The organism is Shewanella sp. KCT (genome assembly GCF_007636505.1).
Taxonomy (GTDB): Bacteria; Pseudomonadota; Gammaproteobacteria; order Enterobacterales; family Shewanellaceae; genus Shewanella; species Shewanella halotolerans.
The window spans coordinates 1-22,476 of the sequence record NZ_LVDJ01000018.1 but is presented as its reverse complement, the minus strand read 5'-3'; the positions used below and the strand labels follow the sequence as shown (position 1 = coordinate 22,476).

Genomic DNA, 22,476 nt, shown 5'->3' with positions numbered 1-22,476 from the left:
GTGCGCTAGTGTTTCTCTAATAATAAAATGGCGAAAATCTCTATGAATTTGGCTAAACAACTTACCGAGACCGAACTTTCCGCTAAAATTCTCAGGCATGCCGTTCCGCGCATGTCTGAACTCAATATCCCAGTAACCCCAGATAATTATGCCGTGTGGTATGAGTATTTCCGTGGGGTCAATCTGGATCTTAAGCGCGCCATAGACACCTTAGTGGCCAGCCGCGCCCAGTTTACCGCCGAGGTCAATGCTGGCCTCTATAACAGCTTCATTCGCGAGCAGTCACCCGAGGTGATCGAGAATGTGCAGATAGAGACGCAGATCTTAATCAATAATTTTATGACCCGTTTATCCGAGGTCACTGCTGGTACGGCGCAGTTTAACCTCAGCCTGACCACCTTTCAGCAAAATATCAGCCAGGAACCAGACCCTAAGACCCTCGAGCGCCTAGTCGATACCCTGGCCGAAGAGGTGTCTCAGGTGGTGATCAGCAATCGTCAGATGGAAGCGAATCTGAAGACGATGAATCAGGAGGTCGCTGCCCTAAAGGCAGAGATGGAAGATCTCAATATTGCCGTGATGACAGATCAGCTTACCTCGCTGCGTAATCGCCGCGCCTTCGATGAGGAGGTGCTGGGTCATATTCAACGATTTAGAAGAGAGCAGCGCCTTAGCAGCTTGCTGCTGGTCGATATCGACAACTTTAAGCAGTTTAATGACACCCACGGTCACCTGGTGGGAGACAAGGTACTTGCCTATATCGCATTGGCGTTAAAGCAAGGGGTGAAGGGGGATGACTTTGTCGCGCGTTACGGCGGCGAAGAGTTTGTGATCCTGCTGCCCGATACCGAGCACTCTGGTGCAATGGTGGTGGCCGAGCAGCTTAGGGCACGTATCGCCGAGCGCCATCTAAGCATAGGCAAAGATAAGAAGCTATCACTTGGGGCGATCACCGTCTCCATCGGGGTGGCGACACTGCGCCACGATGACGACAGAGAGTCTTATCTGGTGCGCGCCGATGAAGCCCTATATAGAGCCAAGTCGGCGGGCCGCAACTGTGTGAAAGGCTAACTCAGTTAAGCGCTAGCCTTGCTGTCAGCGGCAGTTTAAAGCAGATGTTAGACGCTAAGCATATTAGTGGTTAACGCTTGTACGTTCGGTAAACAAGCACAGCGCATAAGCTGGGCGTACCAGCTAGTCTTGTTTCGGCTTGAGGGGCATGTCCATCTTGATCAGATGCTCCTCCATGTCGAAGGTCACACTAAAGCCCAATTTCTTCGCCAGGCTTGCCATGTTGCGGTTTTCAAACATGGTGAAGCCAGTAAGCACCTCAGTGTCATTGGCCTTGTAATAGGCGATCAATTTTTCCAGTAATAGTTTACCTATGCCTATCCCCTGATGATCGCTGCGCACCGCCATGGCAAACTCGGCCTCGGTATTGTCGGGGTCGATGGAGGCCCTCACGGCGCCTAAAGTAATATCATCGCCATCGGCGCCCTTAGTGGTAGCGATAAAGGCCATCTCCCTGGCGTAGTCAATCTGTGTAAGCACCGCCATCTCTTCATGGGTCATCTTAGAGCGCACGCCAAAATAGCGTTTATACCTGTCTTCGTCAGAGAGGGAGTTATCAAAAGCCAGATGCTTAGGCTCATCTTCCGGCAAAATAGGCCTTAGCATGATCTTGAGACCGTTTTTCAATACCGCATGCTCTTCAAGCTCCTTAGGGTAGGGGCAAATCGCCAGGCGGTTGGTATTGTCCTGGGCATTGGCATTGAGCTGAATATTCACATCTAACAGGGTGATCTGCTCACCGGCGCACAGCACAGGGTTAAGATCTAAGCCCGCGATCTCGGGGCAATCTATGATGAGATGGGAGATCTGGGTCAGCATGACGCACAGGGCGTTCATGTCTAAGCCCAGCGGCAGATGCCTGTCTTTGAGCTTGTGGGTCTTCAGCGCCTGGATCACCATGTAGCGGGCCAGGGTCATATTCAGTGGTGGCAGGGCAACCGCCGCATCTGTGCTGGGCTGCCACTCGGAGCCGCCTTCGCCAAGCAGGATGGCCGGGCCAAATACGGGATCATGGGTCACCGCGACGCGGATCTCTTGGGTGCCAGCGGTGAGCGCCATCTTCTGCACTATCAGCCCCTGGATGTCGGCGTCTTGGTTGAGCGAATGTACCCGGCCGACCATGGCATCGGCGGCCTGTAACACCTCCTGATGGGAGGTGAGGTTGAGCATGACGCCATGAACATCGGATTTATGGTGAATATCAGGTGACTGCACCTTGAGGGCGACGGGATAGCCTACCTGTTCGGCAATTTCGGCGGCGCGCTCGGCACTGGCGGCAAAGTGGGTCTCTATGGTGTTAAGCCCATAGGCCTTTAGGATGGCACTTGCCTCATGGGTCTCGATCACCTGCTTGTTGTCGGCAATCGCCCGTTGCAGCAAGGAGCGCGCAAGTTGGGCATCGGTGGGAATATTATCTGGGATAGATTGCGGCACTTCCTGCAGCAACTTTTGGTTGCGTCTGTATTCCACCATATGCATGAAGGCACCGACGGCTCCCTCTGGTGTGCGATAGGTGGGCACCCCGGCGCGGTTAAAGTGTTTACGGGCCTGATAGGCCGAGTCTTCGCCGCTCCAGTTTGTGAGCACATTGACCTTGTGACGCCTTGGATGTTTTGAGACGAGCTCTATGATGCTGTCGGCGATCTCTATGCTATCTCCAAGAGCAGAAGGAGAGTGCAACACCAAGATGGCATCGGCCACATCGGCGTTCATCAGGATATCCAGGCTCTGGGTGTAACGCTTGGCATCGGCATCGCCACCTATGTCTACTGGGTTTTGCCCGGACCAGGTATCGGGTAGCAAGGCGTTAAGTTTGTCGAAGGTATCATCATCTAAGGTGGCGGCTTTACCGCCGCCGAGAATTAGCTGATCCAGGCCTAATACGGCGGGGCCGCCGCCATTACTGAGTATGGCCAAACGCTCGCCTTGCAGGGGAGCAGAGTGGGCCAGGGTTTCTACCGCGGCGAAAAGCTCCACCAAATCGTTTACCCTCAGCATACCCGCGCGTCTGAATGCGGCCTCGTAGACGGCGTCGTTACCTACTTCTCCGCCTGTGTGAAGCTTTGCGGCTGTGGTGCCCTCTAGGCTTCGACCCGATTTGATCACTAATATCGGCTTGTTCCGTGCTGCAGCGCGGGCGGCAGAGAGGAAATGGCGCTTCTCGTTGACAGAGTCAATGTAGAGCATGATCGCTGTAGTACGCGAGTCTCGCCCGAGAAAGTCCAGCAGCTCGTCGAAATCGATATCTGTGGCATCGCCCAGGGAGATAAAGGAGGAGAAGCCAATCCCCTTGTTGTTGGCCCAATCGAGCACTGTGGTGCAGATGGCGGCAGACTGGGAGACAAATGCGATTTTGCCGGGCAGGGCGCTGGTGTGTGCCAGGCTGGCATTGAGCCCTAAATTGGGCAACATCATCCCCAGGCTGTTGGGGCCGAGGATACGCATGCCGTAGCGTTTGGCGTGGGCGCGGGTCAGCGTCAGTAGATTCTGGCCCTCTTCATCGAGCTGATTGGCCATGCCGGAAGCATTGATAATCGCTACCTTGCAGCCAAATTGGGCGAGACGTTCGACGATTGCGGGGACGCGGCTGGCTGCGGTGCAGATGATGGCCAGATCTGGCTTAAGCGGCAGGGCTTCGATATTGGGGTAGGCTAGCACGCCCATCACGGCATCGTATTTTGGCGTGACCGGCATGATAGGCCCGGAAAACCCGCTGGAGAGCAGGTTGCGCATTACGACATTGCCGGCGCGCTTGGCGCCGTTAGAGGCTCCAATGATGGCCACCGACTTAGGTTTAAATAGGGTGTGTAATGTACGCTGGCTCATTCCCGGCTCCTGTTGTCACTCGCCAGCAAACAGTGTACCTCAGTTGTACTTTTTTTCTCTAGGATTTTAGTAGGATAAGCAGCGTTTACCACTCCCATCATCTGGGCTACACAGCTTGCAACACTTTGACATCAAGGGTTAACAACCTTGACGCGGTTTTTGGGCTTTACTTGAGGGGATCTGATGCGCCGAGGCGACTGGCAATGCAATGAGATGCAGACCTAAGTGCCTTTGCGGATCAACAATAAAAAGGTATCGCTGTGCCTTTATCAATAAGGCTTAAGGAGTTGAAGATGAAAACAGGGGCGTTTGTATCTATCGGTGTAGCTGTTACGGCTTTAGGTTTAGGCTTGAGTTCTCAGCTGGCAGTGGCTGAAGAGGCTGCAGCCGCTGCTAATACCAGCACTAACACCAATGCCAATTATAGATTTGTGGCGCAGGACAGTAGTGCCGAGACCAAGATCTGTATCGCGGCAGGTAGCGATAACAGTTCGGCGTTAAAGCGTAAACTGGTTAACTATGACCATAACATGCGCTTCGGAGTCAATAGCATCTCCTGCAATGGCGTGAGTCTGGCACAGTTTGCCCACCAGTATCAGGCATCACAAAGCTTTCAGTTTCTCGAGCGTCACTCCTCGATCGCCAATCGAGTGAAAACCAAGGTGAGCATTACCGATCTTGCCAGCAATAGATCCGGCGGTGGTGAACCAATTGTGGTGATGGTGAGTGCAAAGTAGGTGAGTGGCTAGCGACGGTGTCGGGGCAATAGATGTGAGAGCGAGCAGGTAATAGCAGGAAGCAGGCATAAAAAAACCAGCTTGTGCTGGCTGATATTTTTACAAGATGGTACAACCGAGTGGATTCGAACCACCGACCCCCACCATGTCAAGGTGGTGCTCTAACCAACTGAGCTACGGTTGTACTGTTATCTCTTGTAAAATTGGTACAACCGAGTGGATTCGAACCACCGACCCCCACCATGTCAAGGTGGTGCTCTAACCAACTGAGCTACGGTTGTACTGCTTTACCGTTCACGACCTGTCGGCCAGCGAACGAGCGCTATATTACGAGGGATGTGATGTGAGTTGCAAGTAAAAAATCGTAATTTTTCAATCAAGCGGTGATTTGCTGCGCAACTTGATCTTTTTAACGCCAAAGCGTCGTTATATTCGGCAAAGCGTTTAAATAAAGATACAGGCAAGATGATGATTATTTAGCTAAACATGAGCTAAACATCACCTTGCCTGTGTTGATCTTGGCTACAGGTCGGCGTGATTAATCGGCTGGTCAACCAAGGCCAGTTGCTTTGGATGCTTTTGAATATACTGAAGCCTTAAGGCAAACAGCAGTGCGGCGCTGGTGAGGCCGGCGATCAGACCAATCCAAAAGCCGTGGGCGCCCATGGCGGGCACCAGTAAGTCGGTTTCTGCCAGCAGATAGCCGAGCACCATGCCGATGGCCCAATAGGAGACAAGGGTAATGTAGAAGGCGCTGCGGGTGTCGTGATAACCCCGCAGGGCACCTGCTGTAACCACCTGCACCGAGTCAGACAGCTGATACAGAGCGGCCAGAAACATCAGGCTGCTCGCCAGGGTGACCACCTCGGGGTTCTGGTTATAGAGTAGCGCGATCTGAGTGCGAAACACCACAGTAATGATGGCCGTGCAGGCGGCCAGGCTAAAGGCGATAACCAGACCGACCTTAGTCACTAGCTTAGCCACGTCCGCCTTATCCTGTCCGAGGTAGTATCCGACCCTGATCGATACGGCGATGCCGATAGAGAGTGGCAACATAAATACAATGGATGAAAAGTTAAGCGCGATCTGGTGGCCTGCCACTACATCGGCGCCCAAGGGAGCGAGCAGCAGCGCTATGATGGCAAACAGGCTCACCTCGAAAAACAAGGCCATGGCGATGGGCATTCCGTGTTTGGTCATTCTCTTCATGGTCTTAAGATCCGGCAGGTGGAAGGCACCTAGCGGCTTGATAACGGCGAAGCGCTTATGCCATTGCATGTATATGGTCATGGCGATAAACATGGCCCAGAACACCAGGGCCGTTGCGATACCACAGCCCGCACCGCCCAGCGCGGGCGCACCTAAGTGGCCATAGATGAAGATATAGTTGGCGGGGATGTTTACCGCCAGGCCAACAAACCCTATCACCATAGTCGGTAGTGTGTAGGAGATCCCCTCGCTACATCCTCGCAAGACCTGATAAAGCACGAAAGCGGGGACGCCCCAGGCAAATCCATGGAGATAACTGACACTCAGCTCGGCCAGCTCGGGAGACAAATCCATCAATTTGAAGATCTGTGGCGCAAAAAGCAGAAAGCTTATCACTACGGCGGCACCGATTATGGCAATATAGGCAGCCTGAAAAGCCATTGGCCTGATAGCATTTTGATTATCGGCGCCATGATGGCTGGCAAATACAGGGGTAAAGGCAACCAGCAAACCCTGTACGAACAGTAGCGCTGGCAGCCACAGACTGCCGCCGATGGCCACCGCGGCCATATCCAATGCGCTGACACGTCCGGCCATGACGGTATCGATAAAACCCATCATGGTTTGGGTGACCTGGGCGATCAGCACAGGCAACGCAAGATGGACGAGCTTTTTAGCTTGAAAGCCGAATTGATTCATGAAAAAAGCCTTAATGCAGAGAGTAAAAAATGTTTACAGGTATTGTTCAAGCCACATGTGAAGTGGTGGCTATCCATAAAAAAGATGGTCTTAATACAATCGAAATTGCGATGCCGTCACACCTGAAGGAAAACTTGCAGCGAGGTGCAAGTGTCGCCAATAACGGCGTCTGTCTGACCGTTACCGAGATGGCAGATGATAGGGTGTTTTTCGATGTAATGGAAGAGACATTGAGGCTTACCAATTTGGCCTGTCTGTCTGTGGGTAGCCAGGTTAATATCGAGCGTTCTTTGACCTATGGTAGCGAGATAGGTGGCCATGTGTTATCGGGTCATGTGCACACTCAAGCAACCGTGGTCGAGGTGAATCATACGCCTGCCCATTTTGATATTCGTCTCCAAGTTGACCCTAAGTGGATGAACTACATTCTCTATAAAGGTTTCGTTGGCGTGAATGGTTGTAGCCTAACCGTTGGCGAGGTCAGCGAAACTGGCTTTATGCTGCATCTGATCCCTGAAACCCTGGCGATCACCAACTTAGACGAGGTCGCTGTCGGCACCATGCTTAATATAGAGATAGACAGTCAGACTCAGGCTATCGTGGACACGGTAGAGCGGGTATTGGCCAAGCGTTTGGGTTAAACGTCTTGGTTAACGGATAAGGCTTGGTGTTGAGGCGCAGATTAAGGCGTAGCCAGGTGCGGGTGACCTAATCTCGCTAAATTAACACAGCAGCACTGAGTCTTAGTTGGCCTACACTGAGTCTTAGTTAGCCTAATAGTACTGCTCATCGTCCGAGTCCACATAGACCTCAATTTTTTGCCGGGAATCGTCTATGTGGGTTCGAAAATGGATAGGGTTACAGCAGACTCGACAATCGTCGTAGTAGTCCTGATCGCCACAACTGATATCCAAGTTGATATGTTGATGGTGCCCACAGTGGGGACAACAGATCACTTTATCAAAAATCTTCATCCGTCGGCTCCTGTATATCCGGTTGCGCTACGACCGCCATCGATAGCGATGACTTGGCCATTAAGGTAGGGGCTCTCAAGGATAAAACATACGGTATCGGCGATATCCTCGGGGCTGCCGGCTCTCGCCAGAGGAATGGCCTGAGTGACGCTAGCGATAGCCGCTTGATCGCTCTGGGATGGCCAGAGTATCGCGCCTGGTGATATGCCGTTGACCCTGACTTTAGGCGCTAACTCTTGAGCCAAGGCCCGGGTCGCCATGTTTAATCCTGCCTTAGATATTGAGTATAGCCCATGGCGTTTTAAGGGGCGGTCGCCGTGAATATCTACCAGGTTGATAACGCAGCCGTGATTGCTGGCTAGATTATCACTAAGTGTTGTGGCTAACAGATAGGGCGCTAGCAGATTAAGGTTTAACAGCCGCTGGCTAGACTGCCAGTCTTCAATACTGCTGTCTGGTATAAACAGCGAGGCGTTATTGATAAGAGCCGCAAGCGGAAGTTGTTGGTCATTAATGTGTTGGACAAGGCTAAGGGGCCCTTGTTCGGTAGCGAGATCTGCCTGCACTGCCATGCAGGAGTTGGCGCGGCTGAGATTAAGCTTGCCTGCGAGAGCCATTGCATCGCTCTCAGATCCGTTATAGTGCAGCAATATATTGAAGCCTTTCTTATGCAAGGCTAATACGATCGCTTCACCAATACGTTTGGCACCGCCGGTTACCAGTGCCCACTTGTTCATTGTCATCTAAGTTGCTCATTACCTTTTGAGCACAATCTTGGATGACTTTCCCCTGCATAGCAATAGCTTGGCAATAGCATCGCAAGTGTTTGGGTAATAGCTTGCCTATAGTGCGGTTGCAGCCCCGGACTAATGACCAGTTTGCCTTTAATCGTTATCGATTTTGGTTGGCGAGCAGCTCCTGATCGCCGCCTTGCTGCGGCAACTCGGCATGTAGCGCCTTGAGCTGCTTGTCGAGTTCAGTCGCTATCTCACTTTCCAGTTGGCTCACATCCAGGCCTAGGTTTGACGCTTGCAGTTCGATACCTTTGGCTTCGAAAGCCTGTACTTGAGTTTGTGGTGTAGCAGTTTCCAGCATAGAGGCGCCGCGTGTACCGTCATTTGGGTACAAAGGCTGATAAAAGAGTGCGGTCAATAATATAAGCTTCATCATGGTCGGGCTCCTTAGCGAATTAGCCATAACGATATGGCGGCTAGAGTAGGGGCCGTCCATGACTTTTCGATGACACCCAGATGGACAATTGGTGACAGATTTAACCAGCTGTAGCCGGCTAGTCAGGCTAGCGGCTATTTTAAGGCGAAGCGGCGGCCTTAAACCTTGCGATTTACCTGATGCGGCCCTAGAATGTCAGGCCTGCGCTGAAGTAGATCAAAACTCCGGTAATGTTTTGCGCTTCAGTTGCTTAAATTTTTCTCAATATGACCAAGTGGCCCTACGTAGGGGTCACCACTGGATAAGGATTATACATGCCTGTAATTACACTTCCCGATGGCAGCAAGCGTGAATTTGCTAACGCCGTTTCTACCCTAGATGTCGCCGCGGACATAGGTCCTGGTCTCGCAAAAGCCTGTATCGCAGGTCGCGTCAACGGCGAGCTGAAAGATGCTTGTGACTTGATCGAGACAGATGCCGATCTGGCTATCATCACCGCAAAAGACGAAGAAGGGGTAGAGATCTTACGTCACTCATGTGCTCACTTATTGGGTCATGCCATCAAACAGATGTGGCCTGAAACCAAGATGGCCATCGGCCCGGTGATCGATAACGGTTTTTACTACGACGTGGATCTCGACCATAAGCTGACCGAGGAAGATGTAGCCGAGCTAGAAAAGCGTATGCTGGCATTGGCTAAGACAAACTATGATGTGGTTAAGCGCGTCGTCAGCTGGCAAGAAGCCCGTGACACCTTCGAGTCACGCGGCGAAAGCTACAAGATGGCCATCTTAGATGAGAACATCAGCAAAGACGACCAGCCTGCGCTCTATCATCACGAAGAATATACCGACATGTGTCGTGGCCCCCATGTGCCTAACATGAAGTTCTGTCATAACTTCAAGCTGATGAGTGTTGCCGGTGCCTACTGGCGCGGTAACTCAGAAAACAAGATGCTGCAGCGTATCTATGGTACCGCTTGGGCAGACAAGAAGGCCCTTAAGGCGCATCTGACTCGCCTCGAAGAAGCGGCTAAGCGCGACCATCGTAAGATAGGTAAGCAGCTTGACCTGTACCATATGCAGGAAGAAGCACCAGGCATGGTGTTTTGGCACAACGACGGTTGGAGTCTGTTCCTCGAGCTTGAAAGATTCATTCGTCAGAAACTGGGTCAGTACACCTATCAAGAGGTGAAAGGCCCCTTGATGATGGACCGTGTATTGTGGGAGCGCAGTGGTCACTGGGATAAGTATTCCGAAGCCATGTTCACTACTCACTCTGAAAACCGCGAGTACGCGGTGAAGCCGATGAACTGCCCAGGTCACGTTCAGATCTTCAACCAAGGTCTCAAGTCTTACCGCGATCTACCACTGCGTATGGCCGAGTTTGGTTGTTGTCACCGTAACGAGCCGTCGGGCTCTCTTCACGGCTTGATGCGTGTTCGTGGCTTTACCCAGGATGATGCCCACATCTTCTGTACCGAAGAGCAGGTGCAGCAAGAGGTAAGTGGCTGTATCAAGATGGTCTATGACACCTATGCGACCTTTGGTTTCCACGATATCGTGGTAAAACTCTCTACCCGTCCAGAGAAGCGTATCGGTGACGATGCCATGTGGGACAGAGCAGAGCAGGCATTGATGGATGCGCTGAAAGCCAATGACATCGAGTATGAGATCCTACCGGGCGAAGGTGCCTTCTATGGTCCTAAGATCGAATTTACGCTCCATGACTGCTTAGACAGGGCATGGCAGTGCGGTACAGTGCAGCTTGATTACGCCTTGCCTGGACGTCTGGGTGCGACTTATGTTGCCGAAGATAACAGCCGTCAGACGCCAGTGATGATCCACCGTGCGATTTTAGGCTCACTGGAGCGTTTCCTGGGTATTCTGATTGAGGAGTACGCAGGTAAGTTCCCAACTTGGTTGGCACCGGTTCAGGCTGTTGTGATGAATATTACTGACAAACAGTCTGAATATGTTGACGAAGTGGTCAAATTATTTAAAGATCAGGGAATTCGTGCCTCGAAAGACTTGAGGAATGAAAAGATTGGCTTTAAAATACGCGAACACACCCTAAGGCGTGTTCCCTATCTATTGGTCGTGGGTGATCAAGAGATGGAAAATAGGGAAGTCGCGGTGCGAACCAGAGATGGTGTTGACCTAGGTAAGATCAAAATCGATCAATTTGCTGCCATGGTTAAAGAACAGATTTCGCTCCGTAGTCTAAATTTGTTGGAGGAATAGGTCATAAAGATCAAGAAAACAGACGTGCGTAAAGCAGCGGCGAATAGAATTAACGAACTCATTGTGGGCGTATCAGAAGTACGACTCAATGGATTAGACGGTGAAACTATCGGCATTGTAAGTCTTCGCGAAGCGCAAGAACTTGCAGATGAAGCGGGCGTAGATCTCGTAGAGATCAGCCCAAACGCTGAGCCGCCTGTATGTCGCATAATGGACTACGGAAAGTATCTTTTTGACAAGGCTAAGGCCCAAAAAGAGCAAAAGAAGAAGCAGAAACAGATACAGGTGAAGGAAATAAAATTCCGTCCCGGTACTGACGAAAACGACTATCAGGTAAAACTACGCAACCTGAAGCGTTTTCTAGAAGACGGCGACAAGGCGAAAGTAACGCTGCGTTTCCGTGGTCGCGAGATGGCTCACCAGAGTCTTGGTATGAATCTTTTGAATCGTATTAAAGACGACCTGGCTGAGATAGCAGTTGTGGAGGCTTTTCCAAAAATGGAAGGTCGCCAGGCTGTGATGGTACTCGCGCCGAAAAAGAAATAGTAAGGCAAATTTAAAAGTAGCAGAGACCTCTCTGAGGGCCTCTGCTCGCCTTGCGTTTTATTAATTTCCCAATGCGGAGTTTTAGCAATGCCTAAAATGAAAACAGACAAGGGTGTACAAAAGCGTTTTAAGAAAACCGCTAACGGTTTTAAGCGCAAGCAAGCCCATTTACGTCATATTTTGACCAAGAAGAGCACTAAGCGTAAACGTCACTTACGTGCTAAATGTTTAGTTGCGAAGTCTGATGTGCCAGCAATTGCACGTCAACTACCATACGCTTAATTAGAGGAGTAAAGAACAATGCCTAGAGTTAAGCGTGGTGTAACCGCACGTGCTCGTCACAAGAAAGTATTAAAACTAGCTAAAGGTTATTACGGAGCTCGCTCACGTACTTACCGTGTTGCTAAGCAAGCAGTAACCAAAGCTGGCCAATATGCTTACCGTGACCGTCGTCAGAAGAAACGTCAATTCCGTCAACTGTGGATTGCACGTATCAACGCGGCTTCTCGTCAAAATGGTCTGTCTTACAGCCGTTTCATCAACGGTCTGAAAAAGGCGTCTATCGAAATCGATCGTAAGATTTTGGCAGACATCGCTGTATTCGACAAAGTGGTTTTCGCCACTCTAGTTGAAAAGGCAAAAGAAGCTCTAGCTAAGTAATTAGTGAGCTTTGCTTTGAAAGGGACCCCAGGGTCCCTTTTTTTGTGCCCGATCATCGCAAATTTATTTGGCTGATCTTATACCAATCGTAGTAAATAACTGCTCACTCTAGCTTGTTAAAACGTCCGAAAACGGTGTTATCATTTTTGATTGTAGAATAACTACTTATCAAAAACTCTACCTTGTTCTCGAACGTTTTTCCCGTGCTATTTCTGAGCACCTATCTACCGTGATTGGTATTAAAGACAAAAAAAAGCAGGCACAAGGCCTGCTTTTTCATTATGAGTAACGCTTACTGTGCGTCTAAGAAACGCTCTGCGTCCAGGGCAGCCATACAGCCGGTGCCGGCAGAGGTGATCGCCTGACGGTAATGTTGGTCCATCACGTCGCCTGCGGCGAATACACCAGGAATGCTGGTTTGGGTGGCGTTGCCGCCAAGACCGCTCTGCACCTTGATGTAGCCGTTGTTCATCTCTAGCTGACCTTCAAACATCTGAGTGTTTGGCTTGTGGCCGATGGCGACGAATACGCCCATGACATCAAACTCTGTGATGGCGCCATCTTTGGTGCTCTTGATCTTCACACCGGTCACACCCATGTTGTCACCAACGACTTCGTCTAGGGTGCTGTCGAGATGCAGTACTATGTTGCCGTTCGCAACCTTGTCCATCAGGCGTTTGGTCAGGATCTTCTCTGAGCGGAAGCTGTCGCGACGATGGATAAGGTGAACCTCTGATGCGATATTGCTCAGGTAAAGCGCTTCTTCAACGGCCGTGTTACCACCACCGATCACGGCAACCTTCTGGTTACGGTAGAAGAAACCATCACAGGTGGCACAGGCCGATACGCCTTTACCCTTGAAGGCTTCTTCCGATTCCAGGCCAAGGTACATGGCCGAGGCGCCGGTTGAGATGATCAAGGCATCACAAGTGTATTCGCCGCTGTCGCCTTTTAGTTGGAAAGGGCGCTCTTGCAGGTTAACTTCGTTGATGTGGTCGAAGATGATCTCTGTTTCGAATTTTTCGGCATGCTTCTGCATACGCTCCATCAAAGCTGGACCGGTTAGATCGTCGGCGTCGCCTGGCCAGTTTTCAACTTCGGTCGTGGTCGTTAGCTGACCACCTTGCTGCATACCTGTGATCAATACAGGCTTTAGGTTTGCTCTGGCAGCATAAACAGCGGCGGTGTACCCAGCAGGGCCCGAACCCAAAATTAATAAGTTACAGTGTCTAGCTTGGCTCATCTTTTTCTCCGTGCCTTTAGCGAATTGCAGCGATTGTAGGGAATTTCCCCTAAGGGGTAAAGGCAATCTTTTAGATTGTTCTAATCGAAAAAGGGAGCCATTGGCTCCCTTTGTTTACACTCTTTACTTGATTAAGCGAGTAGTACGCTTGGATCGACAAACTCGAAGTTCAGGGCTTCGGCAACTTCTTTACAGGTTACCTTGCCATGCATTACGTTCAAGCCGTTTAGCAGGTGCTTGTCTTGACGCAGTGCTTCGCGGTAGCCCAGGTCGGCCAACTTGATGATGTAAGGCAGGGTCGCGTTGTTTAGCGCGAAGGTAGAGGTACGAGCCACGGCTCCTGGCATGTTAGCTACACAGTAATGTACCACTTCATCAACGATATAAGTTGGGTCTTGGTGAGTCGTTGCATGAGAAGTCTCAACACAACCACCTTGGTCGATGGCGACGTCAACGATTGCGCTGCCTGGCTTCATACGCTTGATGTGATCTTTGGTCACTAGTTTAGGTGCAGCTGCACCAGGAACCAATACGCCACCGATCACCAGGTCAGCTTCCAGTACGTGTTTCTCAATGGCGTCAGCCGTTGAGTAGATTGCCTTAACGCGGTTGTCGAATTGAGCGTTCAGACGACGCAGCGCATCGATGCTGCGATCTAGGATAACAACGTCTGCGCCCAGACCAACGGCCATCTGCGCCGCGTTGGTACCAACCATACCGCCGCCGATGATAACGACTTTAGCTGGCTCAACACCAGGTACGCCGCCAAGTAGCATGCCGCGGCCGCCCTTAGACTTCTCCAGTGCCATGGCACCAGCCTGGATAGACATACGACCGGCAACTTCAGACATTGGCGCCAGTAGCGGCAGGCCGCCACGGGCATCGGTTACTGTTTCATAGGCGATACAGACGGCACCGCTCTTAATAAGATCTTCAGTTTGTGGCAGATCGGGAGCAAGATGAAGATAAGTGAACAGCAACTGATCTTCACGCAACATGGCACGCTCGACCGCTTGAGGTTCTTTTACCTTAACGATCATTTCTGCTTTCGCAAAAACTTCAGCTGCAGTGTCTAAGATTGATGCGCCTACATCGACATAGTCTTGATCGCTAAAACCGATCCCAACACCTGCATTCTTCTCTACAAATACTTCATGACCTTTTAGGGTCAATTCGCGGACACTTGACGGCACCATACCAACACGATATTCGTGGTTTTTGATTTCTTTAGGTACACCAATTATCATCTTCGAGCCTCAAATTGAATAAAAACCCATTTATTCTGGGTTGAATTGTTATTTTATAGGTCCTGAACGTGATTGTTTCAGGGAAATCTAGTATAGTATCACTTCGGCAGTTAATGCTGCTGAACTTTTGACATACGTAGCAGTAAATGTTGTTTTAGTGATAAAGCAAGGTTAAAAATATGGTTAATAATAAAAAGAGTCCTATAAAAGACTTAGATCGGATCGATCGTAACATCCTTAACGAGTTGCAAATCGACGGCCGCATTTCCAATGTGGAGTTGTCAAAGCGTGTAGGGCTGAGCCCCACTCCCTGTTTAGAGAGAGTTAAAAGACTCGAAAAGCAAGGTTACATCAATGGATATACTGCGCTAGTAAATCCCCATTATCTTGGGGCCTCATTACTTGTGTTCGTAGAAATCACGCTAAATCGCGATACTGCAGAAGTATTTGATAAGTTTAATCGTGCCGTACAGCTGCTAGATGATATTCAAGAATGTCATCTGGTGTCTGGCGACTTCGACTATTTATTGAAGACCCGTGTTTCTGACATGTCTGCCTATCGTCGCTTGTTAGGTGAAACTCTACTTAAGTTGCCCGCTGTTTCTGATACTCGTACCTACGTTGTGATGGAAGAAGTCAAGCAGACCAATAGAGTTGCAATCAATGTAACGCTTGAGTCTTAAAAACGATTTATGTCGTAAAAAAGGAGCCGTAAAGGCTCCTTTTTTTTCACCTCGAATAGTTTTTCACCAATGAAGGCCTTTTGCCTTGCTATTGTGCTGTATAGGCAGGTAAAACGCTGCATAGCATGAATTATTTTGATATCTTAGGCTCACCTTTTCGTTTTTGCTTTGTGGGTTGTCTTTTGTCTAAGGGAAATAGTGTCAAAACACTCAGTGGTCTGCAGCGTCTGCTTGAAGGCGGACTCATCCTCTGCTGCATGGTCGCCACCTATATTCTGCTTGCACTGAGCAGCTTTCATTCGTCTGATCCTGGATGGAGTCAGTCTAATTTTGAAGGTGAGATTAAAAACGTTACCGGCGCCGTGGGAGCATGGCTTGCCGATGTCCTCTTCTATTTCTTCGGTTATACCGCCTACCTAATTCCTATCATAGTGGCGGTGACCGGCTGGCTGTTGTTCAAACGTATTCATCGCCTGTTGGAGATCGACTATTTTTCGGTAGGCCTAAGGCTGATTGGTTTCTTGTTGATCACCTTCAGCCTGGCATCCCTGGCCAGCATGAATGCCAATGACATCTACGAGTTCTCGGCCGGCGGTGTATCCGGTGATGTGATCGCCGATGCCATGTTGCCTTATTTTAATCAGCTGGGCACCACCTTGCTGCTGCTCTGTTTCGTCGGCGCCGGCTTTACCTTGCTGACCGGCATCAGCTGGTTAACCGTGGTCGAAATGGTCGGTTTTGCCACCATCTGGTGCATTAGGCAGCTAAAACATATTCCAGAGAAGTTCTCCAGCGCGCCCGAAACAGATGATACCAAGGGGTTCATGTCGGTATTTGACCGATATAAGGAGTCTCGTCGTCAGAAGGCTTTGGCTAAGGCAGAAGAGGACGCCTATGGAGACGACCAGGATGATTACGATGATGAATATGACGAAGATGAGGCTCAAGAAACCTCTTCTCGCGGCCGGGTTAAGGAGCCAAGCTTTAGCCTGCCAACGGCAAAACCAGCTGCCGAGGTAGAAGCGCAAGACCCTGCTCTGAGCTTTAGTGCTCAGGATGATGAAGTCTCCATAGACTTCGATGCCAAGCATTCAACCGGCGCCGTGCTGCCCAAGAAACTGCCCAAAAACCAGAAGGTCGAGCAGGCGAAAATTGTCGATGGCATAGTCGTCCTGCCGGGTGGGGAAGAGGCTCAACCGAAGAAGCCTGTTACGCCGCTGCCGGATATTTCACTGCTCGATGCGCCAAACCGTAAGACAAACCCAATCAGTCAGGAAGAGCTGGATCAGGTGGCTCGTCTGGTCGAGGTCAAGCTTGCCGACTTTAACATTGTGGCCAAGGTGGTCGGGGTCTTTCCTGGTCCTGTGGTTACCCGTTTTGAGCTTGAGCTCGCGCCAGGTGTCAAAGCGTCTAAGATCACTAACCTGTCGAAAGACCTCGCGCGTTCACTGCTAGCAGAGAGCGTTCGTGTGGTCGAGGTGATCCCGGGTAAGGCCTATGTGGGTCTGGAGATCCCTAACAAGTTCCGCGAAACCGTGTTTATGCGTGACGTGCTGGGCAGCGAATCTTTTGAGCATAGCAAGTCGCACCTTAGCATGGTGCTGGGTCAGGATATCTCGGGCGAGCCTGTAGTGGTGGATCTTGGTAAGATGCCACACCTTCTGGTGGCCGGTACCACAGGTTCGGGTAAGTCTGTGGGGGTCAACGTGATGATCACCAGCTTGCTCTATAAGTCGGGGCCGGATGATGTACGCTTCATCATGATCGACCCTAAGATGCTGGAGCTTTCTGTGTATGAAGGCATTCCGCATCTCCTCTGTGAGGTGGTCACCGACATGAAGGAAGCCGCTAACTCCCTGCGCTGGTGTGTAGGCGAGATGGAGCGTCGTTATAAGCTGATGTCGGCCCTCGGGGTACGTAACCTCAAGGGCTACAACGCCAAGATCAAGGAAGCCAAGGAGCGCGGTGAGGTGATCACAGATCCGCTGTGGCGCTCACAAGACAGCATGGAAGAGCAGGCGCCTGAGCTGGATAAGCTACCGTCTATCGTGGTGATCGTCGACGAATTTGCCGATATGATGATGATCGTCGGTAAGAAGGTGGAAGAGTTGATCGCTCGTATCGCCCAGAAGGCCCGCGCCGCCGGTATCCACCTTATTCTGGCGACCCAGCGTCCATCGGTTGATGTGATCACAGGTTTGATTAAGGCCAACATTCCGACCCGTATGGCGTTTCAGGTATCGTCTCGTATCGATTCGCGCACCATCTTAGATCAGCAAGGCGCTGAAACTCTGCTGGGTATGGGTGACATGCTCTACCTGCCGCCGGGGACCAGTGTGCCTATCCGTGTTCACGGCGCCTTTATCGATGACCATGAAGTCCACGCTGTCGTCGCCGACTGGCATAGCCGCGGTAAGCCGCAATATATCGATGAGATCTTGCAGGGCTCGGCCGAGGGCGAACAGGTGCTGCTGCCGGGTGAGGCTGCGGAGAATGATGAAGAGATGGATTCACTCTACGATGAGGCGGTGGCCTTTGTTACCGAGACGCGTCGTGGTTCTATCTCCAGCGTGCAGCGTAAGTTTAAGATTGGCTATAACCGCGCCGCTCGTATCATAGAACAGATGGAGATGCAGGGGGTCGTCAGCGCTCAAGGCCATAATGGTAACCGTGAGGTGCTGGCGCCTCCACCGCCGAAAGATTATTAAGCTCTCGTTAATATTTCTCGTGACAAACTCGTGTGACACTCTCTGATGAAAAGGTGAGAGTTAAATATAGAGAGTTAACAGTCCAGAGTAAAAAGTCCTGAGTTAATAGGGACTGTAACCCGAGTGAATAGCGAGCGCTTTTACATGAAAGGATTTGAAATGCTAAAACCCTTATCTCAATTAGTCTGTGCCATACCTTTAGTCGTGGCGGCATCGAGCTACGCCGATGATTCGGTAGCCCTAAAGGACAAACTTGCCAAGCTTGATAACCTCAAGGCAAATTTTAGCCAGCAGGTAACCGACGTTAACAACAAGGTGATCCAGCAGGGCACGGGCACCTTCGCCCTAGCGGTACCCAATCAGTTTTATTGGCATCTGACCCAGCCGGATGAATCCCTGATTGTCGCCGATGGCCGGGATGTGTGGATCTACAATCCCTTCGCAGAAGAGGTGTCTGTGTTGGATTTCAATCAGGCCATCGATGCTTCGCCGATCGCGCTCTTGGTACATCGCGACGAAACGACCTGGCAGGCCTATCAGGTAAAGCGTCAGGATGATTGCTATCAGATCACCCCTAAGGCCGTCGATGCCAGCGTGACTAGCGTTGAGGTCTGCTTTAAGGATGAGCAACTCGAGGTGATGAAGCTGACTGACCAGCAGGGTAACCTTAGCGTCTTTAATCTGTCAGCCCAGGCGCCATTGATGGACGCCGATGCTAACCTGTTTCAGTTTACTGTCCCCGAAGGCGTCGATATTGACGATCAGCGCCTTAAGGCATTGGATTAAGCCTTTGAATTAGCCGTTAGAATAAGCCATTTGAATAAGTCATTAGATAAGGCCATTTGTGTCTAGCTTAAGTTTCGATTTCGCGCCAGACTTCCGCCCACTTGCCGCAAGAATGCGGCCGGAAACCCTGTCGCAATATATTGGGCAAGATCACCTATTAGGTGAGGGTAAGCCGCTGCGTCAGGCCCTCGAGGCCGGCAGGGCCCACTCCATGATGTTCTGGGGCCCACCGGGAACCGGCAAAACCACACTTGCCGAACTGGTAGCCCATTACGCCAATGCTCATGTCGAGCGCATCTCTGCGGTCACCTCCGGGGTGAAAGAGATCCGCGCCGCCATCGAGCACGCCAAGAGTGTGGCCCAGTCACGCGGGCAGCGCACCTTGCTATTTGTCGATGAGGTGCACAGGTTCAACAAGAGCCAGCAAGATGCCTTCTTGCCTTTTATCGAAGATGGCACTGTGATTTTTATCGGTGCCACCACGGAAAACCCGTCGTTTGAAATCAATAACGCGCTGTTATCCCGCGCCAGGGTCTATCTGATCAAGCGGTTGCAAGACGCTGAGATCATCAAGATAGTCCGTCAGGCGCTTGAAGATGAGGAGCGTGGTCTGGGTAAGCGTCAGCTTAAGATGCCAGATGAGGTAGCAGAGAAGTTGGCCAGTCTCTGTGATGGAGATGCCCGTAAGGCCCTCAACCTTATCGAGTTGATGAGCGATATGCTGCCGGACGGGGGCGAGTTTCATCCCCAGATGCTTATCGAGGTGGCCGGGCAACAGCTCGCCGGATTTGATAAGAATGGCGATCAATATTACGACCTTATCTCGGCTGTGCATAAGTCGATTCGGGGCTCGGCGCCGGATGCGGCGCTCTATTGGTATTGCCGTATGCTCGAAGGGGGCTGCGATCCCTTATATGTCGCCCGTCGCCTGCTGGCCATCGCCTCGGAAGATATAGGTAACGCCGATCCTGTGGCCATGTCGGTAGCGGTCAATGCCTGGGAGTGTTTCCATCGGGTCGGGCCGGCCGAAGGGGAGCGAGCAATTGCCCAGGCCGTCGTCTATCTCGCCTGCGCGCCCAAGAGTAACGCCGTCTATACCGCCTTCAAGGCGGCGCGCCAGCTGGCTCGGGAGACCGGCAGTCAGCCCGTGCCGAGTCACCTGCGTAATGCGCCAACTCAGCTGATGGCCGATATCGGCCTTGGCGAGGGGTATCGCTACGCCCATGATGAACCTAATCATTATGCCAGCGGTGAGTGTTATTTCCCTGAGCCGCTAGCAGGTACGCAGTTCTACTATCCTAGCGAGCATGGTTTCGAGAAACGCATCAAGACCAAGTTGGCCACCTTGGCAGAGATGGACAGGGCAAGTGAGGTGAAACGCTATGAGTAATCTCATTTTTGTGGCCCTGGGTGGTTCTATTGGTGCGGTATTTCGTTATCTTATTTCAATATTCATGATTCAGGTGTTTGGCTCTTCTTTTCCTTTTGGTACACTCATGGTCAATGTGATCGGCTCCTTCCTGATGGGCGTGATCTATGCCCTAGGTGAAGCGAGTCAGGTCAGTCCTGAAATCAAAGCATTAGTAGGTGTTGGGTTATTAGGAGCACTTACGACGTTTTCAACTTTTTCAAACGAAACCCTGTTATTGATGCAGCAGGGCGCCTGGTTGAAAGCATTTACAAATATCGCTCTGAACCTATGTCTATGTTTATTCATGGTTTACTTAGGACAGCAGTTGGTTTTTTCTCGCATTTAACTATTAAGAAACTAAAAACATGTTAGATCCCAAATTTTTACGTACTGAATTAGAAGCGACCGCCGAGCGTCTCGCCACCCGTGGTTTTATCCTGGATGTGGATCGTCTCAGCAAGTTAGAGGAAAAGCGTAAGTCACTACAGGTGGCGACAGAAGAGCTGCAAGCGTCCCGTAATGCGATCTCCAAGTCTATCGGTCAGGCTAAGGCAAAGGGCGAAGATGTTGAGCCTATCATGGCCAAAGTCGGCGATCTTGGCGCCGAGCTAGACAGCAAGAAAGCCGAACTCAACCAGTTGCTGGAAGAGTTAAACGCCATCGCCATGAGCGTGCCTAACCTGCCGGACGAGTCGGCGCCTATTGGTGCGGACGAAAACGACAACGTCGAGATCCGCCGCTGGGGTGAGCCTAAGCAGTTTGATTTCGAAGTGAAAGATCATGTGGATCTGGGTGAGCAACACGCAGGTCTTGATTTCAAGAGCGCTGTTAAAATCACTGGTTCTCGTTTCATCGTGATGAAGGGGCAGATCGCCCGGATGCACCGTGCGCTAACCCAGTTCATGCTGGACCTGCACACAACAGAGCATGGTTACACTGAAACCTATGTGCCGCTGCTGGTTAACGAAGACAGCCTGCTTGGTACCGGTCAGCTGCCAAAGTTTGGTGAAGATCTCTTCCACACCAAGCCTGCTACCGAAGAAGGCCAGGGCCTGAGCCTGATCCCGACCGCCGAGGTGCCGCTGACTAACCTGGCCCGCGATACCATTATCGATGAAGATGAGCTGCCGATTAAGATGACGGCTCATACCGCTTGTTTCCGCAGCGAAGCCGGCTCATACGGCCGTGATACTCGTGGTCTTATTCGTCAGCACCAGTTCGACAAGGTCGAGTTGGTTCAGCTGGTGAAGCCTGAAGACTCTATGGCCGCGCTCGAGAGCCTGACTCAGCACGCCGAAACTGTACTGCAACGCCTGGGCCTGCCTTACCGCACCGTTGTGCTCTGTACTGGTGATATGGGCTTTGGCGCGGCGAAGACCTTCGACATCGAAGTCTGGCTGCCGGCGCAGAACACCTACCGTGAGATCTCATCTTGCAGCAATATGCAAGATTTCCAGGCTCGTCGCATGCAAGCGCGCTATAAGGCCAAATCTGCCAAGAAGCCGGCGTTGCTACACACACTGAACGGTTCAGGTCTTGCAGTCGGCCGTACCTTGGTGGCCGTGCTGGAAAACTATCAGAATGCCGATGGTTCAATCACAGTACCCGAGGCGCTACGTCCATACATGGGCGGCCTGACTCAAATAGGCTAACGCGATAAAGAGATAGTGTGAAACATGGATAACGGTGGGCGCTATTTTCAGTGGCTGACCTATGTCGTCATTATCTGTATCTTCGTCGCAGTAATGTTAGCAACATTTGGGAAAGCGATTATGTTAGTGATGAAAAATCTCTAACGACAAAAAAACCTTCGCGAATGCGAAGGTTTTTTATTGGCAATCTGAAACCACCTCCTATGGAGGTGGTGATCGTTCCTTCTGGGCTATGCCCGTAGAGTGCTCATGCTAGATACTCACACTTGTTTGTTACCAGCAAATAAACGGAGTAAATAGCATGAGCAGATATGAATCCGCTTCTCACGTTTTCTATCGTTGCCAGTATCACATTGTGTGGACCCCGAAGTATAGATATAAGATTTTGAGAGGAAATGTTGGCAAGGAGCTTTATCGAAGTATTTATGTGTTTTGTAGCATGAAGAAATGTTCTGTTGTGGAATTGAATGTTCAAGTAGATCACGTACATCTTGTGGTAAGAACTCCTCCAAGCTTGAGTGTTTCAGAGCTAATGGGGACTTTGAAAGGTCGTACGGCGATAAGGTTATTTAATAAATTTCCATACTTACGAAAGAAGAAGTTATGGGGTA

21 protein-coding genes and 2 tRNA genes are annotated in these 22,476 nt (G+C 50.9%); 14 read left to right on the top strand and 9 right to left on the bottom strand.

Features of this window, described 5'->3' with window-relative positions:
• Positions 1-42: 42 nt before the first annotated feature.
• The gene (locus AYI87_RS19065; protein ID WP_186300678.1) at positions 43-1,071 is read left to right on the top strand and encodes a GGDEF domain-containing protein; all 1,029 of its coding nucleotides are present in this window, start codon (positions 43-45) and stop codon (positions 1,069-1,071) included.
• A gap of 123 nt (positions 1,072-1,194) precedes the next feature.
• On the opposite strand, the gene AYI87_RS19060 is transcribed toward AYI87_RS19065, so the two are convergent.
• Positions 1,195-3,897, bottom strand: a complete 2,703-nt coding sequence (locus tag AYI87_RS19060) for a GNAT family N-acetyltransferase (RefSeq protein WP_144204230.1) — start codon at positions 3,895-3,897, stop codon at positions 1,195-1,197.
• Between the two features lie 293 nt (positions 3,898-4,190).
• Between AYI87_RS19060 and AYI87_RS19055 the strand changes: the two genes are divergently transcribed.
• Positions 4,191-4,634, top strand: coding sequence for a DUF3718 domain-containing protein (locus AYI87_RS19055; protein ID WP_144204229.1), 444 nt, complete (start codon positions 4,191-4,193; stop codon positions 4,632-4,634).
• Positions 4,635-4,741: 107 nt separating this feature from the next.
• Here AYI87_RS19055 and AYI87_RS19050 read toward each other — a convergent pair.
• The 3 genes from AYI87_RS19050 to AYI87_RS19040 form a co-directional block, all read right to left on the bottom strand.
• A tRNA-Val gene (locus tag AYI87_RS19050) sits at positions 4,742-4,818 on the bottom strand.
• Between the two features lie 20 nt (positions 4,819-4,838).
• A tRNA-Val gene (locus tag AYI87_RS19045) sits at positions 4,839-4,915 on the bottom strand.
• Positions 4,916-5,156: 241 nt separating this feature from the next.
• Complete coding sequence (locus AYI87_RS19040; protein WP_144204228.1) at positions 5,157-6,542, bottom strand: MATE family efflux transporter; 1,386 nt, start codon at positions 6,540-6,542, stop codon at positions 5,157-5,159.
• Between the two features lie 29 nt (positions 6,543-6,571).
• Here AYI87_RS19040 and AYI87_RS19035 point away from each other — a divergent pair, with 29 nt between their 5' ends.
• Entirely contained in the window at positions 6,572-7,183 is a 612-nt protein-coding gene (locus AYI87_RS19035) for a riboflavin synthase subunit alpha (protein ID WP_144204227.1), read from the top strand.
• Between the two features lie 132 nt (positions 7,184-7,315).
• Here AYI87_RS19035 and AYI87_RS19030 read toward each other — a convergent pair whose 3' ends face one another.
• From AYI87_RS19030 to AYI87_RS19020, 3 genes are all read right to left on the bottom strand, one after another.
• Positions 7,316-7,516, bottom strand: coding sequence for a CPXCG motif-containing cysteine-rich protein (locus AYI87_RS19030; protein ID WP_011865833.1), 201 nt, complete (start codon positions 7,514-7,516; stop codon positions 7,316-7,318).
• Complete coding sequence (locus AYI87_RS19025; protein ID WP_144204226.1) at positions 7,513-8,259, bottom strand: SDR family oxidoreductase; 747 nt, start codon at positions 8,257-8,259, stop codon at positions 7,513-7,515. The genes AYI87_RS19030 and AYI87_RS19025 overlap by 4 nt, the downstream gene beginning before the upstream one ends.
• A gap of 148 nt (positions 8,260-8,407) precedes the next feature.
• A complete protein-coding gene (locus AYI87_RS19020; protein WP_144204225.1) occupies positions 8,408-8,686 on the bottom strand; it encodes a hypothetical protein in 279 nt (92 codons plus the stop codon).
• A 314-nt stretch (positions 8,687-9,000) separates the two neighbouring features.
• Between AYI87_RS19020 and thrS the strand changes: the two genes are divergently transcribed.
• From thrS to rplT, 4 genes are all read left to right on the top strand, one after another.
• Complete coding sequence (thrS, locus tag AYI87_RS19015; RefSeq protein ID WP_144204224.1) at positions 9,001-10,929, top strand: threonine--tRNA ligase; 1,929 nt, start codon at positions 9,001-9,003, stop codon at positions 10,927-10,929.
• A gap of 3 nt (positions 10,930-10,932) precedes the next feature.
• Positions 10,933-11,475, top strand: a complete 543-nt coding sequence (infC, locus tag AYI87_RS19010; protein WP_041406632.1) for a translation initiation factor IF-3 — start codon at positions 10,933-10,935, stop codon at positions 11,473-11,475.
• Positions 11,476-11,562: 87 nt separating this feature from the next.
• Entirely contained in the window at positions 11,563-11,757 is a 195-nt protein-coding gene (gene rpmI / locus AYI87_RS19005; RefSeq protein WP_011865828.1) for a 50S ribosomal protein L35, read from the top strand.
• 18 nt (positions 11,758-11,775) lie between these two features.
• Entirely contained in the window at positions 11,776-12,135 is a 360-nt protein-coding gene (gene rplT, locus AYI87_RS19000) for a 50S ribosomal protein L20 (protein WP_011865827.1), read from the top strand.
• A 292-nt stretch (positions 12,136-12,427) separates the two neighbouring features.
• Here rplT and trxB read toward each other — a convergent pair whose 3' ends face one another.
• Both trxB and ald read right to left on the bottom strand, forming a co-directional pair.
• Complete coding sequence (gene trxB / locus AYI87_RS18995) at positions 12,428-13,378, bottom strand: thioredoxin-disulfide reductase (protein WP_144204223.1); 951 nt, start codon at positions 13,376-13,378, stop codon at positions 12,428-12,430.
• 131 nt (positions 13,379-13,509) lie between these two features.
• A complete protein-coding gene (ald, locus tag AYI87_RS18990; protein WP_144204222.1) occupies positions 13,510-14,625 on the bottom strand; it encodes an alanine dehydrogenase in 1,116 nt (371 codons plus the stop codon).
• A 179-nt stretch (positions 14,626-14,804) separates the two neighbouring features.
• Here ald and lrp point away from each other — a divergent pair, with 179 nt between their 5' ends.
• From lrp to tnpA, 7 genes are all read left to right on the top strand, one after another.
• Positions 14,805-15,308, top strand: a complete 504-nt coding sequence (lrp, locus tag AYI87_RS18985; RefSeq protein WP_011865823.1) for a leucine-responsive transcriptional regulator Lrp — start codon at positions 14,805-14,807, stop codon at positions 15,306-15,308.
• 182 nt (positions 15,309-15,490) lie between these two features.
• A complete protein-coding gene (locus AYI87_RS18980) occupies positions 15,491-18,016 on the top strand; it encodes a DNA translocase FtsK (protein ID WP_144204221.1) in 2,526 nt (841 codons plus the stop codon).
• 159 nt (positions 18,017-18,175) lie between these two features.
• Entirely contained in the window at positions 18,176-18,802 is a 627-nt protein-coding gene (lolA, locus tag AYI87_RS18975) for an outer membrane lipoprotein chaperone LolA (RefSeq protein WP_144204220.1), read from the top strand.
• Positions 18,803-18,860: 58 nt separating this feature from the next.
• Positions 18,861-20,192 (top strand): replication-associated recombination protein A, encoded by a 1,332-nt coding sequence (locus AYI87_RS18970; RefSeq protein ID WP_144204219.1) that lies wholly within the window; start codon positions 18,861-18,863, stop codon positions 20,190-20,192.
• A complete protein-coding gene (gene crcB, locus AYI87_RS18965; RefSeq protein ID WP_144204218.1) occupies positions 20,185-20,559 on the top strand; it encodes a fluoride efflux transporter CrcB in 375 nt (124 codons plus the stop codon). The genes AYI87_RS18970 and crcB overlap by 8 nt, the downstream gene beginning before the upstream one ends.
• 19 nt (positions 20,560-20,578) lie before the next feature.
• A complete protein-coding gene (serS, locus tag AYI87_RS18960; RefSeq protein ID WP_144204217.1) occupies positions 20,579-21,865 on the top strand; it encodes a serine--tRNA ligase in 1,287 nt (428 codons plus the stop codon).
• Positions 21,866-22,166: 301 nt separating this feature from the next.
• Positions 22,167-22,476 (top strand): IS200/IS605 family transposase (tnpA, locus tag AYI87_RS18955; RefSeq protein ID WP_144204216.1); only part of this gene is annotated, 310 nt, incomplete at its 3' end.